Source organism: Janthinobacterium salmonicoloratum (assembly GCF_051380845.1).
Lineage (GTDB): Bacteria > Pseudomonadota > Gammaproteobacteria > Burkholderiales > Burkholderiaceae_D > Janthinobacterium > Janthinobacterium lividum_F.
Genome location: NZ_JBNYXV010000001.1, coordinates 1,382,602 through 1,396,764, shown reverse-complemented (window position 1 = coordinate 1,396,764; position 14,163 = coordinate 1,382,602). Strand labels below are relative to the sequence as shown.

Here is a 14,163-nt window from a genome sequence, read left to right as displayed (position 1 = left end):
GCGTGGTGTTAGGTTGAGACCGAGGCGAGAATTTTCTGGACTGTCTGCGGATAGGCGCTATACAGGCCTTTATTGGGCAGGTGCTGCGCGGCGTCGTTGGCCGTGATGAAGGCTTCAAATGCGGCCACATGGTTGGCAACGGGCATCAACGCCTTGCCACCCACGACAAACTGCAGCAGTGCGTCGAATACCTCGCCCAGCCGGGCCACGAAATCTTCGATGTAGTCATTGAAGCTGCCGTCATACTCGGTGATCACGCCGATGATCAGGCTATTGGACGTGCCAGCCGAGCTAATGTTGGGCAGCAGATTGGGCTGGGAGCGGTCAAGCAGGGTGAAGCGGGCAAAGTGCACGGTGCCGATCTCGGTGAGGGCGGCATTGATCTTCGCCTGGAATTCCACCAATGTTGCGGCGATGGCGGTCGGATTGGTGCCGGGTAGTACCGGCATCATTAAGCACAGTGGATTTGCCATGGAAGGCTCCTCATTACGTGGTTGTCGGGAGGACCGACACTACGCCGCGGCGCCCACTGCGTCAAAAGCTATATTTTCGTATTTGTTGTTAAATACATACTATTGCAACATGATAGTCGATATGAAATGCGGTCTCATGTGGATAGTTGCCGAGGCTGGCCGGCGCCGGCGGATACTCTGCCGCCGGGCTGTTCCAGCCTGTTTCGGGAAGCGCAAGTGGCGCCGTTGGCGGCGCCGGATTCTGGAGCGATTATTTCTGCAAGATGGGACGGCTGCCAGGCTGCCATGCACCGCTGCACCGAGGAGACGCGCTGCATCGCCCGCTGTTAAAACCGTATGGGACAAGGCGCCGCGGTCCCTTCGCCAAAACCGGCATAGCCGGACCTGGCGCTGAGGTTCAAGGTCATGTTGCCTTTGTCCGGTAAATAGATGCAGTATTCGCCCGTCGCCGTGATGACGCGGTAGATGCGCTTCGGGTCGTTTGGCGCGCTGAACAGCTCGATGCGGGCCGCTTCGAACCACTTTGGCTTGACCGCCGCGTGCGCTTCCGCAAAGCCCTTTGCCAGGCGCGTCTGCGCCGTATCGGGCGGCGCAACGAACTCCTGTGGATGCTCGGCGCGCAGTTGGCGGTCGATGGCGCCGGCGGCCTGCAGCGCCTGTTGCGCCACGGTGAGGGGGCTGGCCTTGGGGGCGGCAGGCAGCGGGTCTGCCGGCGGGGCATCGTCAGGCGGGCTGTCTTGCGTCGATGCCTGCGGCGCCGATGCCGTCGTGTCGGTGGGGACGGTTCGGATTGCTGGCGGACGTGTCGGCGCCGGATCGGGCTGGGCGGTTGGAATGAACCTTGCCATTGGCGGCAGTGGCGGCATCAGTTGCAGCCAGACCCGGTCATCGTGCTCGATTCTTGTGTGGACTGGCCGCGTGGCCGCCCAGAGCAGCGCCAGATGCAGCAGGATAATGGCGGCGACGTACGGGCCATGGGCACGCTGGCCGAGAGAAAAATCCTGCTCCTGTCGTGCAAGGTTGATGCGCATCGGTGTCACGCCTGCCGTGATGAAGGTGGCACCAGTATGCAAATTTGCAACAGTGCTGTAAACAGGTTTCGGGCAGAACGCGGATTGTGCTCCCTTGGGTACTGGAAAATGCGCCTGGCGATGATATTCTCAAGCCGTCATGCCAGGCCGCCACGCCTCAATCCTCGGCCTGGAATTCGCTGGCTGAGACGAACAGATCCCACGAAGCGATGAACAGGGCCGCGACCACGGGGCCGATGACGAAGCCGTTCAGGCCAAACAGCGCCATGCCGCCCACGGTCGACAGCAGCACCACGTAGTCGGGCATCTTGGTATCCTTGCCCACGAGGATGGGGCGCAGCACGTTGTCGACCAGGCCGATGACGAAGACGCCGAAGGCGGCCAGGCCTGCGCCTTGCCAGATGGCGCCCGTGGCCAGGAAGTAGACGGCCACGGGCGCCCAGACGAGGGCGGCCCCGACGGCCGGCAGCAGCGACAGGAAAGCCATCAGCACGGCCCACAGCAGGGGCGCCGGCACATCCAGGAACCAGAACGCCAGGCCGCCGAGGGCGCCCTGGGCGATCGCCACGAGGATGTTGCCTTTCACCGTGGCGCGGATCACCGTGGTGAAATTGGTGAACAGGCGCTGCTTGTACTTGCGGCTCAGCGGCACGGCGCCCTTGATGCGGGCCGACAGGGTCGAACCATCGCGCATGAGGAAAAACAGCAGGTACAGCATGATGCACAGGCTGGTGAGGAATTCAAAGGTGTACAGGCCCACATTGATGGCTTTCACTGCCACCACCTGGCTCACCTGCGTGGCGCCCTCGGCCAGCTTGTCCTGCAGGCTGGCCAGGCTAGTCAGGTTGAAGCGGTCGAGCAAGTTGATCAACCATTGCGGCAGTACCGCCATGATTTTATTGAAGAACATGGCGACCGTGATTTCGCCCGAACGTACCATCTCCACGACGCTGGCCGCCTGGTTCACCAGCGACACGGAAATGAGCGACAGCGGCAGGATCACGATGACGATGATGAGTAGCAAGGTCAGCAGCGACGCCAGGCCGGCGCGGCCCCTGGTTTTCCGCAGCAGCCAGCGGTACACGGGCGCGAACAGGATCGCCAGGATGACGCCCCAGAAGATGGCGCCCGCATACGGCGCCAGTATCCAGCCGAAGCCGATGGTGACGATGCTCAAGAGGAGCAAGAACACTTTCTGGTGCAGCGTGAGGGTATGCATGGGCGGTAGCGCAATGATAAGGGTTGAGTTGCGCCATCATAAGCGAGGCATGGCGCTGCGCGCCATACAATTGTCGCCTTGGTCGTCTGTGCGCGAGCACCTGGCGCCGACGGGCCGGCAACGCGGTGGCGGCAATTCCAGTAAGCTGTCGTTCCAGGCGCTCCATCCCGGGCGCCTTTGACTTCTCTGACTTCAGGAGCGCGCGTGACCGATCACATTCACTTTTATGAACCTGCACAGGGCCATGGCCTGCCGCATGACCCGTTCAACGCGATTGTCGGACCGCGGCCGATCGGCTGGATTGCCTCGCGCAGCGGTGCGGGCGTGCTCAATCTGGCGCCGTACAGCTTTTTCAACGCCTTCAATTACCATCCGCCGCTGATCGGTTTTTCCAGCATCGGCCGCAAGGATACCTTGCGCAATATCGAGCAGACGGGCGAATTCGTGTGGAACCTGGCGACGCGTCCGCTGGCCGAGGCGATGAATGCCAGTTGCGCGCCGGCGCCACCCGAGGTCGACGAATTCGCGCTGGCCGGCCTGACGCCGGGCGCCTCGCGCATCGTCAACGTGCCGCGCGTGGCCGAAAGCCCCGTGTCCTTCGAATGCCGGCGCACGCAGATCATCGAGCTGCAAGGCGTCAATGGCGACGCTGTCGGCAGCTGGCTGGTGCTGGGGGAGGTGGTGGGCGTGCACATCGCGCGCCATCTGTTGACGGATGGCGTGTACGACACGGCAGCCGCTGCGCCGATATTGCGCGGTGGCGGGCCGGCCGATTATTTTGAGATCGGACCGGACAGTCTGTTTCACATGCGCCGGCCAAGCTATCCCTGAAAGGGAGCCGGCTATTTCTGCATGATGGGATCACGTCCCAGAGTGCGTGCCAGCGCGCCACCGTCGCCACGCCAGAATTCACGGTCGGCCAGGCGCACGCGCTCGGCCGCGTGCTGCATGTGTTCCATGGCCGCCTGGCGCGCCCGCTGCGGGTCGCCATCGGCAATCGCCTGCACGATTTTTTCATGTTCGCGCCGCACTTCGATGGAAAAGTCCGTGCGCCGCGCTTCATTCGCGCGCGTCACCTTGACGGCCGAGCGGATCGGGTCGGCGAACATGGCGACGAATTTCGGCCAGTAGGGGTTGCCCGTCGCCTCGGCGATGCACAGGTGCAGGCGCACGTCTTCTTCCACGCCATCGACGCCGGCAGCCACCGCTTCCTCGATGCGCCGCAGCGCATGTTCGATATCGGCCAGCTGGCCCGGCGTGCGGCGCACGGCCGCCAGCGCGGCGATTTCCGCTTCCAGTCCCTGGCGCACTTCGATCAGATTCAGCAGCGATTGCACCGACTGCTCCGTCAGCGCGTCACCCCGTTCGCCGGTCTTCGCGCCATCCTGCGCGCACACGAACGTGCCGCTGCCTTTGCGCGTGACGACGATGCCGTCCGCCTGCAGCAGCGCGATGGCTTCGCGCAGCACCGTGCGGCTCACGCCGAAGTGGCTGGCCATGGCTTGCTCCGATGGCAAACGCGTGCCACCGGCCAGGCCATCGTGCTGGAGCTGCTGGCGCAGCCGGGCCGCCACGCGCGCACCCAGGGTGCCGGTGGTGAAGCTGCCCGCGGCGGGCTCCGGCGGGGGAAGGGTAAAGCTGAACGTGCGGTCCATCGGGTGCATCCTTGTGCTAGCGGTTCTCATGGGGCTTGCTTGCCATTATATGGAATATACAGCTTGACACACACAAAACACACACATAATATACATCCATACAAATTTTAGACAAGTTGCCAGCCACCTTCGGTGGACCATAAAAATCCGGCACGGTCGATCCCCCAGTGATCAGGAGACAAGCATGGAAGTGTCACAAGCAATGCCTGGCCAGCCGGCCGGCGCGGCCGCAAGCCAGAAAACCATCGACGACGCCGTCTACCGCAAGGTGACCTGGCGCATCATCCCCTTCCTCATGCTGTGCTACATCGTCGCCTATCTCGACCGTGTGAATGTGGGCTTCGCCAAGCTGCAAATGCTGGCCGACCTGCAGTTTTCCGAAACCGTGTACGGTCTGGGCGCGGGCGTGTTTTTCCTTGGCTACTTCCTGTTCGAAGTGCCCAGCAACGTGATGCTGCACAAGATCGGCGCGCGCGTGTGGATCGCCCGCATCATGATCACCTGGGCCATCATCTCGGGCGCCTTCATGTTCGTCACCACGCCGACCCAGTTCTACGTCATGCGCTTCCTGCTCGGCATCGCCGAGGCGGGCTTCTTCCCCGGCATCATCCTTTATTTGACCTATTGGTATCCGTCCGAGCGCCGCGCGCGCATGGTGTGCACCTTCATGGCAGCCATTCCCGTGGCGGGCCTGATCGGCGGCCCCCTGTCTGGCTGGATCATGGAAACCTTCGCCGGCTGGCACGGTTATGCGGGCTGGCAGTGGATGTTCGTACTCGAAGCGATTCCCGCCGCGCTGATGGGCGTGGCCGTGCTGCTGTACCTCGATAACAGCATCCGCGCCGCGAAGTGGCTGACGGAAGATGAAAAAGTCATCCTCGAACAGCGCATTGCCACGGAAGCGCAGGGCAAGGTCTCGCACCCGTCGATCCGCGCCATGTTCGCCGACCCGCGCATCTGGGTCATGGCCCTGATTTATTTCTGCTGCGTGATGGGCCAGTATTCGCTGACCTTCTGGCTGCCCAGCCTGATCAAGGCGGCCGGCGTGACGGGCGTGCTCAATATTGGTCTCTTTACGGCGATCCCGTACTCGGTGGCAGTGGCGTCGATGATTCTGCTGGGCCGCAGCTCGGACAAATACCGCGAACGGCGTTGGCACATGGCCATCCCCCTGGTCGTCGGTGCCGCCGCCATCGTCTGCAGCGCGCTGGCGGGCGCCCACAACACGGGCTGGGCCATCTTCTTCCTGACGATTGCCGCCGGTGGCATCCTCGCCGCTTCGCCCATGTTCTGGAGCCTGCCGACAGCCTTTTTAGGCGGCGTCTCGGCAGCCGCCGGGATCGCCGCCATCAACTCGGTGGGCAACCTGGCCGGCTTCGCGGCGCCGTACATGATCGGTTCCATCAAGGATCTGACGCAATCGACCGACATCGTCATCTACCTGCTGGCGGGCATCCTGGTGTTTGGCGCCTTCATCATCATGCGGGTGCCGGCCAAGCTGGTGAACAAGTAAACAAGTGGAGCAAATTATGAGCGCAAGAATCGAAAAAGTGGGTGTGATCGGCCTGGGCGCCATGGGCATGGGCATCGCGCAATCCCTGCTGCGAGCCGGCTTCGAAGTGCATGCCTGCGACGTGCGACCCGAGACCGTGCAAACGCTTGTCGACAAGGGCGCCCATGCGGCGCAATCGCCAGCCGCGCTGGCGGCGCAGGTGCAAGCCTTGCTGATCGTCGTCGTCAATGCGCAGCAGACGGAAGCCGTGCTGTTTGGCGAACAAGGCGCCGCCAGCGCCCTGGCACCCGGCAGCGTGGTGATCGCCTGCGCCACCGTGGCGCCGGAGTTTGCCGAGGCGCTCGGCGTACGTCTGGCGGCCATGGGCCTGCGCTTCATCGACGCGCCCATTTCCGGCGGCGCGGCCAAGGCGGCTGCCGGCGAGATGTCGGTGATGGCGGCCGGCGCACCCGACGCTTTCGACGCTTGCGCCGGCATTTTCGATGCCATCTGCGCCAGGCTGTACCGGCTGGGCGAACAGCCGGGGCAAGGCTCGAAAGTCAAAATGATCAACCAGCTGCTGGCCGGAGTGCACATCGCCGCCGCCGCCGAAGCGATGGCGCCGGGCTTGCGCGCCGGCTGCGATCCGGATGCGCTGTACGAAGTCATTTCGAACAGCGCCGGCAGTTCCTGGATGTTCCAGAACCGCGTGCCGCACATCCTGCAGGGCGACTACACGCCGCTGTCGGCCGTGAATATTTTTGTGAAAGACTTGGGCATCGTGCTCGATTACGCGAAGAAAAGCGTCTTTCCGCTGCCCCTGTCCGCCACGGCGCACCAGATGTTCATGCAGGCGTCGGCGGCCGGTTTTGGCGGCGAGGACGATGCTGCCGTCATTAAAACTTTCCCGGGTATCGATCTGCCGGCGAAAGCGTAACTGAATCAAAAGGAACCATCATGACTGTATTACTGGGATGTATCGCCGACGATTTTACGGGTGGCACCGACCTGGCCGGCATGCTGGTCAAGGCCGGCATGCGCACGGTGCAGCTGATCGGCGTGCCGCAAGGTCCGCCGCCAGCCGATGTCGATGCCGTCGTCATCGCGCTCAAGTCGCGCACGAATGCGCCCGAAGAGGCGGTGGCCGAATCGCTGGCTGCCCTGGCCTGGCTGCAGCAAGCCGGATGCAAGCAGTTTTACTTCAAGTACTGCTCCACGTTCGATTCCACGCCACGCGGTAATATCGGCCCCGTGGCCGAGGCGCTGATGCGGGCGCTCGATACCGATTTTACGATTGCCTGCCCCGCCTTCCCTGCCAACGGACGCACCATCTACAAGGGCAATCTGTTCGTCGGCGACGTGCCGCTGGCCGAATCGAGCATGCGCGACCATCCCTTGACGCCGATGACGGATTCGAACCTGGTGCGCGTGCTGCAGCAGCAGGTGCAAGCCAGGGTAGGCTTGGCCGATTACAGCGTGGTGGAGAAGGGCGCGTCCTCCATCGCCCAGCGCTTTACGGACTTGCGCGCGCAGGGCTGCCATCTCGCCGTCGTCGATGCCGTGTCGAACCGCGACCTGGAAGCCATCGGCGCCGCCTGCGCGGACTTGAAGCTGATCACGGGCGGCTCCGGCATCGCGCTGGGACTGCCGCAAAATTTCCGCCAGCGGGGCCAGTTGTCGCCCTCGTTCGCGGGCCAGGCGGGACGCTTGCCGCCGCCGCCGGGTTTGCGTGCCGTCATCTCGGGTAGCTGCTCGGTGGCCACGCAACAGCAGGTGGCGCACCTGCGCGAGCGTGCCCCGTCCTTCCACGTCGATCCGCTGCAGCTGGCCGCTGGCGGCGAGGTGGTCGATGCCGTGGTGGAGCAGGCCCTGGCCTGGGCTGGCGCGCACCTGGCGCAAGGCCCTGTCCTGATTTATGCCACGGCCACGCCGGACGCCGTGCGCGCCGTGCAGGCGCAGCTGGGCGTGGAGCGTGCCGGCGCCCTCGTCGAGGAAACCCTGGCCGCCATCGCGCAAGGGCTCGTACGCCTTGGCGTGGGCCAGCTGATCGTGGCCGGCGGCGAAACCTCGGGCGCGGTCGTCAAGGCCTTGGGCGTGGCCGGCTTGCGCATCGGGCCAGAGATCGACCCCGGCGTCCCCTGGACAAAAGCCTTGCCGGCGCCGGGCGACGATGGCAGGGCGCCCTTGGCGCTGGCCCTCAAGTCCGGTAATTTCGGCACCGTCGATTTCTTCAGCAAGGCTTGGCAGGTGCTGGCATGAGCGCCACCGAATCGCGCCAGCGCGAGCTGATCGTCGACTTTGGCAAGTCGCTGTTCGAACGGGGCTTGACGGCCGGCAGCAGCGGCAACCTGAGCGTGCGCCTGTCCGATGGCTGGCTGCTGACGCCGACGAACGCCAGCCTGGGGCGGCTCGATCCCGCGCAATTGTCCAAGCTCGATTGGGATGGCAACTTGATCAGCGGTGCGCCGCCGTCAAAAGAGGCATTTTTGCACCGCGCCATGTACGAAGAGCGCAGCAGCGCCGGCGCCATCGTGCACTTGCATTCGACGCATTCGGCCGCCGTGTCGTGCATGTGCGGCTTGAACCATGACGATTGCATCCCGCCGCTCACGCCATACTTTGTGATGAAGGTGGGGCGTTTGCCGCTGGTGCCATATCACCGGCCGGGCGACCCGGCGCTGGCGGGGGCGATTGGCGCCATGGCGCGCAAGCACTCGGCCGTGCTGCTGGCCAATCACGGTCCCGTGGTCTCGGGCAGCAGCCTGGAAGCGGCCGTGTATGCGGCCGAGGAACTGGAAGAGACGGCCAAGCTGTTCCTGCTGCTGCGCGACGTGCCCACGCGCCCGCTCGACGCGGCGCAGATCGCGGACTTGAAGCACACCTTCAAGCTCGAACTATAAGATTCCCAAGGAGATATCGCATGCCCCGCTTTGCCGCCAATCTGACCATGATGTGCAATGAAGTGCCTTTCCCGCAGCGCTTTGCCGCCGCCGCGCAAGCGGGCTTCCAGGGCGTCGAATTTCTTTTCCCTTACGATTACGCGCCGCAGGAAGTGGCCGGCTGGCTGCGCGAGCACGGCTTGCAGAACGTGCTGTTTAACCTGCCGCCGGGCGACTGGGCTGCCGGCGAGCGTGGCATCGCCTCGCTGCCGGGCCGCGAAGCGGAATTCCGCGCCGGCGTGGCGCGCGCCATCGAGTATGCGCTGGCGCTGGGCACGCCGCGCGTGCACATGATGGCTGGCCTGCTGCCCGTCGGCGCCGACCTCGCCCTGCACCGCGCCACCTACCTGGCCAACCTGCAATACGCGGCCAGGGCCGTGGGCGAGCATGGCATCGAACTCTTGATCGAACCGATCAACGGGCGCGACATGCCCGGCTATTTCCTTGTCACGCAGGCGCAAGGCCATGCGCTGCGCCTGGAGTCGGGCGCGCCCAACGTCAAGGTGCAGATGGATTTTTACCACACGCAGATCGTCGAGGGCGATATCGCCATGACGTTCAAGAACAACTTCGACGGCATCGGCCACGTGCAGATCGCCAGCGTCCCGGCGCGCAATGAACCGGACGATGGCGAAGTCAATTACCCGTATCTATTCAGACTGCTCGATGAACTGGGTTACGAGGGCTGGATCGGCTGCGAGTACCGTCCACGCGGGCGCACCGAGGATGGCCTGGGCTGGCTCGCCGCACACAACAACAAGCAAGGAGAAATGAAATGAGAGTACTGATCACCGGCGGCGCCGGTTTCCTCGGGCAGCGCCTGGCGCGCCAGTTGCTGGCGCAAGGCCAGCTGACGGATAGCCACGGCCAGTTGCAAACGATCAGCGAGCTGGTACTGGTCGACGTGGTGGCCGCGCATGACTTCAACGATGCGCGCGTGAAAGTGGTCACGGGCGACATCGCCGACGGCGCCCTGATGCGCGCCACCATCGACGCGCAGACTGCATCGATCTTCCACCTGGCCGCCATCGTCAGCGGCCAGGCGGAAGCCGATTTCGAACTGGGCATGCGCATCAATCTGGACGCCTCGCGCCTGCTGCTCGATATCTGCCGCGAACTGGGGCATAAGCCGAAGGTGGTGTTTACCAGTTCCGTGGCCGTCTACGGCGGCAAGCTGCCGGACGTGGTGCAGGACACGACGGCCTTGAACCCGCAATCGTCGTACGGCGCGCAAAAGGCCATCGGCGAATTTCTGCTCAACGATTACAGCCGCCGCGGCTTTGTCGATGGTCGCGTGCTGCGCCTGCCGACCATCAGCGTGCGTCCCGGCAAACCGAACAAGGCGGCGTCGTCTTTTGCCAGCGGCATCATCCGCGAGCCCTTGAATGGCGAGGCGGCCGTCTGCCCTGTGGCCACCGATTTGCGTCTGTGGCTGCTGTCGCCGCGCGGCGCCATTGCTTCCCTGATCGCCGGCCACGAACTGGCGGGCGAGGCGTTCGGCGCCAGCCGCACGGTGAACTTGCCGGGATTGAGCGTCAGCGTGGGCGAGATGATCGCCGCGCTGGAACAAGTGGCCGGCAGCGCAGTGACGGCCCGCATCAGCTACGCGCCCGATCCCGCCGTCGAGCGCATCGTCAAGAGCTGGCCCGGCGCCTGGGACACGGCACGCGCCGAAGCGCTGGGCCTGACGGCCGATGCGGATTTCGCCAGCATCATCCGTGCGTACATGGACGACGTCAACGCGGCTGCTTAGACTGACTTGGGCAGCTGCGAACGGCGATAGTCGAGCGGCGTGCTGCCCACCAGTTCCGCAAAACTGCGACTGAAATGGGCTTGGTCGAAGAAGCCCAGTTCATGCGCCAGGCTGGCCAGGTCGGGCGCATCGGGTTGCGCCAGGCGCCAGATCGCCTCCTGCAGGCGGTAGCGCTGGATCACCCACTTCGGCGGCACGCCCACGTAGTTGGCGAACAGGCGCTGCAGCCGGCGTTCGCCGATGGCCATTTTTTCGCACAGCTGCGCCACGCTGGCCGGGCCATTGTGGGCCGCCGCGGCGGCGGTCAGCCTGGCGGCCAGCAGGGCGGCGTCATCGGCCTGCGGCCGCCTTGCCAGCAGCAGTGCCTGTGCCTGCGCCACCATGGCCGTATCGTCGGCTTGTTGCAGCACCAGCGCCTCGGCATCCCTTGCCGGCATGTCCAGCAGGGCATCTGCGGCGATGGTCGTGTCGGTGAACGATGACAGGGGCTGGCCGATGAACTGGCGCAGGCCGCCCGGCGCGAAACGCACGCCCAACACCTTGCCCGCACCGACCAACGGCCTGTCGAAGGCGCCGCGCACCACGCCATGGATGGCGGTGCGGCCGGCGTCGAATACCAGGTGGGCGTTCGGGTAGGGCAGTACACGCTGCGTCTCCGGCGCGCGGCCCCGCCTGTCCCATTCCACGACCCAGAAATACTCGACGAACGGCGCCAGCGCGCTAGCGGGCGGATAGGTCGCCAGCCGTATGCGGCGCGCCGCTGCCTGCGGGTCGACGATCCCTTTCGGCGCCTGGCCGCGCGTGGCGAGCACATTGCGCGTGCTGTCGGTTTTATCCAATATTTGTCTCCTGTGCGGCCTTAAGGTGGTCCTCTCGCATTGATGGAAAGGGAATCATGAAATCACACAACTTGTCGGGCCTGGTGCTGGCCGCAGCTTGTCTATCGGTGGCGCCAGCCGGCGCCGCCTTGTCTACAGAGGGAGATCATCGCATGCATGCGCACGCCACGGGAAGTTTTAGCATCAGCATGACGCCGTCCGCGGCGCCGCAGCGCGCGGGGCGCACGACCTTGGGCAAGGTGCTGCTCGACAAAGTCTATGCCGGCGACCTGGTCGCCACGGCCAAGGGCGAGATGCTCAATGCCGTGACGGACACCAAAGGCGCGGCCGGCTACGTCGCCATGGAAGCCATCACGGGCGCCCTGCAGGGCAGGGAAGGCAGCTTCGTGGCGCAGCATGCGGGCACCATGGCTGATGGTCAGCAGGCGCTGACCATCGAGATCGTGCCGCATTCCGGCACGGGGCAACTGACGGGCATCAGCGGCACGCTGGCCATCCGCATCGTCAATGGCCAGCATTTCTACGACATCGACTATTCGCTTCCGGAGCCGTAAGCCAGCCCAGGAACGGATAGTAGTCTATTTGCCCAGTATCGACGCCACGTTGTCGGTGCCGGGCGCGCCGAACAGCTGCTGCTTGAGGACGTGCAGCTGGTCGCGCACCTGCGCCGCCTTTTCGAACTCCAGGTTCTTGGCGTGGTCGACCATCAGTTTTTCCAGTCGCTTGATTTCCTTGCTGACCTGTTTCTCGCTCATGGCTTCGAACTTGGCAGCTTCCTGTGCCACTTGCAGGGTTTCGCGTGCTTCCTGCGGGCTGTAGACGCCATCGATCATTTCGCGGATCGATTTTTTCACGCCGATCGGGATGATGTTGTTGGCCGTGTTAAAGGCGATCTGCTTGGCGCGGCGGCGTTCCGTCTCGTCGATGGCGCGGCGCATGGAGTCCGTGATGCGGTCGCCGTACAAAATCGCCGTACCGTTCAGGTTACGCGCGGCGCGGCCGATGGTCTGGATCAGGCTGCGCTCTGAGCGCAAGAAGCCTTCCTTGTCCGCGTCGAGGATGGCGACCAGCGACACTTCCGGCAAGTCCAGGCCCTCGCGCAGCAGGTTGATCCCCACCAGCACGTCGAAGGTGCCCAGCCGCAGGTCGCGCAGGATTTCCACGCGCTCCACCGTTTCGATATCGCTGTGCAGGTAGCGTACCTTGATGCCATGGTCGCCCAGATATTCCGTCAATTGTTCCGACATGCGCTTGGTGAGGGTGGTCACCAGCACGCGCTCGTCCTTCTTGATGCGCTCGACGATTTCCGACATCAGGTCGTCCACCTGGCTGCTGGCGGGGCGCACGATGATTTGCGGGTCAACCAGGCCTGTCGGGCGCACGACTTGTTCGACCACCTGGTCGGAATGTGTCTTTTCGTATTCGGCCGGCGTGGCCGAGACGAACACGGTCTGGCGCATCTTCTGTTCGAATTCCTCGAATTTCAAGGGCCGGTTGTCGAGTGCCGACGGCAGGCGGAAGCCATAGTCGACCAGGTTGGTCTTGCGCGAGCGGTCGCCGTTGTACATGGCGCTCAACTGGCCCGTCAGCACGTGCGACTCGTCGAGGAACATCAGGGCGTCGGGCGGCAGGTAATCGACCAGGGTCGGTGGCGGTTCGCCCGGCAGCGCGCCGGACAGGTGGCGCGAGTAGTTCTCGATGCCCTTGGTAAAACCGATTTCCGCCATCATTTCCAGGTCGAAGCGCGTGCGCTGCTCGAGCCGCTGTTCCTCGATCAGCTTGTTTTCCTTGCGGAAGAACTCGAGGCGCTCGCGCAACTCGTCCTTGATGGTCTCGACGGCGCGCAGCACGGTGGAGCGGGGCGTCACATAGTGCGAGCCCGGGTACACGGTGAAGCGGGGGATTTTCTGGCGCACTCTGCCCGTGAGCGGATCGAACAGCTGGATCGATTCGATCTCGTCGTCGAACATTTCCAGGCGCACGGCCAGCTCCGCATGCTCGGCGGGGAAGATGTCGATGGTGTCGCCGCGCACGCGGAAGGTGCCGCGGCCGAAATCGACCTCGTTGCGCGTGTACTGCATCTGGATCAGGCGCGCAATGACGTCGCGCTGCGCGACCCTGTCTTTTACGCGCAACGTTAAAATCATCTGGTGGTATTCGTTGGGATTACCGATACCGTAGATGGCCGAGACGGTGGCGACGATGATGACGTCGCGCCGTTCCATCAGCGACTTGGTGCACGACAAACGCATCTGCTCGATGTGCTCGTTGATCGACGAGTCCTTTTCGATGAACAGGTCGCGCTGCGGCACGTAGGCTTCGGGCTGGTAGTAATCGTAGTAGCTGACGAAGTATTCGACCGCGTTCTGCGGGAAGAAGTCGCGAAATTCGCTGTACAGCTGCGCCGCCAGGGTCTTGTTTGGCGCGAAGACGATGGCGGGCCGGCCCATGCGCGCGATGACGTTGGCCATGGTGTAGGTCTTGCCCGAACCGGTCACGCCCAGCAGGGTCTGGAAGGCCAGTCCGTCGGCAATCCCCTCGGATAACTGGGCGATCGCCGCCGGCTGATCGCCGGCCGGAGGGAAGGGCTGGTGCAGCTTGAAGGGGGAGTCCGGGAAAGAGATAATTGCGCTTTCCGCCTCGCTGGCGGTAGATAATTCGGGCATGTGAATCAGACCTTTGTTAGAATAGTGCTCTGCTGGCGGCCCTGGCGTTGTATTTTGGGGCGCTGTCTACAACTCCGCTGTGAACCTGCTTCCAAT

14 protein-coding genes are annotated in these 14,163 nt (G+C 64.0%); 8 read left to right on the top strand and 6 right to left on the bottom strand.

The features are described from left to right. Positions 1-8: 8 nt before the first annotated feature. From ACQ4WY_RS06525 to ACQ4WY_RS06515, 3 genes are all read right to left on the bottom strand, one after another. Positions 9-473, bottom strand: a complete 465-nt coding sequence (locus ACQ4WY_RS06525) for a hypothetical protein (protein ID WP_436503295.1) — start codon at positions 471-473, stop codon at positions 9-11. 326 nt (positions 474-799) lie between these two features. Beyond that, a complete protein-coding gene (locus ACQ4WY_RS06520; RefSeq protein ID WP_436503294.1) occupies positions 800-1,504 on the bottom strand; it encodes a hypothetical protein in 705 nt (234 codons plus the stop codon). A gap of 157 nt (positions 1,505-1,661) precedes the next feature. Further along, on the bottom strand, positions 1,662-2,723 hold the full coding sequence (locus tag ACQ4WY_RS06515; RefSeq protein ID WP_353660680.1) for an AI-2E family transporter: 1,062 nt from the start codon (positions 2,721-2,723) through the stop codon (positions 1,662-1,664). 204 nt (positions 2,724-2,927) lie between these two features. Here ACQ4WY_RS06515 and ACQ4WY_RS06510 point away from each other — a divergent pair, with 204 nt between their 5' ends. Continuing rightward, positions 2,928-3,554: a flavin reductase family protein gene (locus ACQ4WY_RS06510; protein ID WP_436503293.1), complete on the top strand. Its 627-nt coding sequence runs from the start codon at positions 2,928-2,930 to the stop codon at positions 3,552-3,554. A gap of 11 nt (positions 3,555-3,565) precedes the next feature. On the opposite strand, the gene ACQ4WY_RS06505 is transcribed toward ACQ4WY_RS06510, so the two are convergent. Next, complete coding sequence (locus tag ACQ4WY_RS06505) at positions 3,566-4,408, bottom strand: FadR/GntR family transcriptional regulator (RefSeq protein WP_436503292.1); 843 nt, start codon at positions 4,406-4,408, stop codon at positions 3,566-3,568. Between the two features lie 154 nt (positions 4,409-4,562). Here ACQ4WY_RS06505 and ACQ4WY_RS06500 point away from each other — a divergent pair, with 154 nt between their 5' ends. From ACQ4WY_RS06500 to denD, 6 genes are read left to right on the top strand one after another with little or no spacing between them, the layout of a single operon-like run. Next, complete coding sequence (locus tag ACQ4WY_RS06500) at positions 4,563-5,891, top strand: MFS transporter (protein WP_436503291.1); 1,329 nt, start codon at positions 4,563-4,565, stop codon at positions 5,889-5,891. A gap of 16 nt (positions 5,892-5,907) precedes the next feature. Further along, a complete protein-coding gene (gene ltnD / locus ACQ4WY_RS06495; RefSeq protein ID WP_436503290.1) occupies positions 5,908-6,807 on the top strand; it encodes an L-threonate dehydrogenase in 900 nt (299 codons plus the stop codon). A gap of 20 nt (positions 6,808-6,827) precedes the next feature. Then, the gene (gene otnK, locus ACQ4WY_RS06490) at positions 6,828-8,129 is read left to right on the top strand and encodes a 3-oxo-tetronate kinase (protein WP_436503289.1); all 1,302 of its coding nucleotides are present in this window, start codon (positions 6,828-6,830) and stop codon (positions 8,127-8,129) included. Beyond that, positions 8,126-8,770, top strand: a complete 645-nt coding sequence (gene otnC / locus ACQ4WY_RS06485; RefSeq protein ID WP_353660685.1) for a 3-oxo-tetronate 4-phosphate decarboxylase — start codon at positions 8,126-8,128, stop codon at positions 8,768-8,770. Before otnK ends, otnC begins: the two co-directional genes overlap by 4 nt. A gap of 20 nt (positions 8,771-8,790) precedes the next feature. Next, positions 8,791-9,588 carry a 2-oxo-tetronate isomerase gene (gene otnI / locus ACQ4WY_RS06480; protein WP_436503288.1) on the top strand — a complete coding sequence of 266 codons (798 nt, stop codon included), beginning with the start codon at positions 8,791-8,793 and terminating at the stop codon, positions 9,586-9,588. After that, positions 9,585-10,562: a D-erythronate dehydrogenase gene (gene denD / locus ACQ4WY_RS06475; protein ID WP_436503287.1), complete on the top strand. Its 978-nt coding sequence runs from the start codon at positions 9,585-9,587 to the stop codon at positions 10,560-10,562. Before otnI ends, denD begins: the two co-directional genes overlap by 4 nt. Here denD and ACQ4WY_RS06470 read toward each other — a convergent pair. After that, a complete protein-coding gene (locus ACQ4WY_RS06470; protein ID WP_436503286.1) occupies positions 10,559-11,401 on the bottom strand; it encodes a DUF6597 domain-containing transcriptional factor in 843 nt (280 codons plus the stop codon). The two genes, denD and ACQ4WY_RS06470, sit on opposite strands and share 4 nt — an antisense overlap. Before the next feature lie 56 nt (positions 11,402-11,457). Here ACQ4WY_RS06470 and ACQ4WY_RS06465 point away from each other — a divergent pair, with 56 nt between their 5' ends. Next, positions 11,458-11,955: a DUF3224 domain-containing protein gene (locus ACQ4WY_RS06465; protein WP_436503285.1), complete on the top strand. Its 498-nt coding sequence runs from the start codon at positions 11,458-11,460 to the stop codon at positions 11,953-11,955. 24 nt (positions 11,956-11,979) lie between these two features. Here ACQ4WY_RS06465 and uvrB read toward each other — a convergent pair whose 3' ends face one another. Beyond that, positions 11,980-14,067 (bottom strand): excinuclease ABC subunit UvrB, encoded by a 2,088-nt coding sequence (gene uvrB, locus ACQ4WY_RS06460; protein WP_436503284.1) that lies wholly within the window; start codon positions 14,065-14,067, stop codon positions 11,980-11,982. Positions 14,068-14,163: the final 96 nt, after the last annotated feature.

Excerpts from the sequence above, each read along its gene's own strand:
- ACQ4WY_RS06525 (WP_436503295.1), bottom strand. The coding sequence starts at position 473 with ATGGCAAATCCACTGTGCTTAATGATGCCGGTACTACCCGGCACCAAT.
- ACQ4WY_RS06520 (WP_436503294.1), bottom strand. The coding sequence starts at position 1,504 with ATGCGCATCAACCTTGCACGACAGGAGCAGGATTTTTCTCTCGGCCAG.
- ACQ4WY_RS06515 (WP_353660680.1), bottom strand. The coding sequence starts at position 2,723 with ATGCATACCCTCACGCTGCACCAGAAAGTGTTCTTGCTCCTCTTGAGC.
- ACQ4WY_RS06505 (WP_436503292.1), bottom strand. The coding sequence starts at position 4,408 with ATGAGAACCGCTAGCACAAGGATGCACCCGATGGACCGCACGTTCAGC.
- ACQ4WY_RS06500 (WP_436503291.1), top strand. The coding sequence starts at position 4,563 with ATGGAAGTGTCACAAGCAATGCCTGGCCAGCCGGCCGGCGCGGCCGCA.
- ltnD (WP_436503290.1), top strand. The coding sequence starts at position 5,908 with ATGAGCGCAAGAATCGAAAAAGTGGGTGTGATCGGCCTGGGCGCCATG.
- otnK (WP_436503289.1), top strand. The coding sequence starts at position 6,828 with ATGACTGTATTACTGGGATGTATCGCCGACGATTTTACGGGTGGCACC.
- otnC (WP_353660685.1), top strand. The coding sequence starts at position 8,126 with ATGAGCGCCACCGAATCGCGCCAGCGCGAGCTGATCGTCGACTTTGGC.
- otnI (WP_436503288.1), top strand. The coding sequence starts at position 8,791 with ATGCCCCGCTTTGCCGCCAATCTGACCATGATGTGCAATGAAGTGCCT.
- denD (WP_436503287.1), top strand. The coding sequence starts at position 9,585 with ATGAGAGTACTGATCACCGGCGGCGCCGGTTTCCTCGGGCAGCGCCTG.
- ACQ4WY_RS06465 (WP_436503285.1), top strand. The coding sequence starts at position 11,458 with ATGAAATCACACAACTTGTCGGGCCTGGTGCTGGCCGCAGCTTGTCTA.
- uvrB (WP_436503284.1), bottom strand. The coding sequence starts at position 14,067 with ATGCCCGAATTATCTACCGCCAGCGAGGCGGAAAGCGCAATTATCTCT.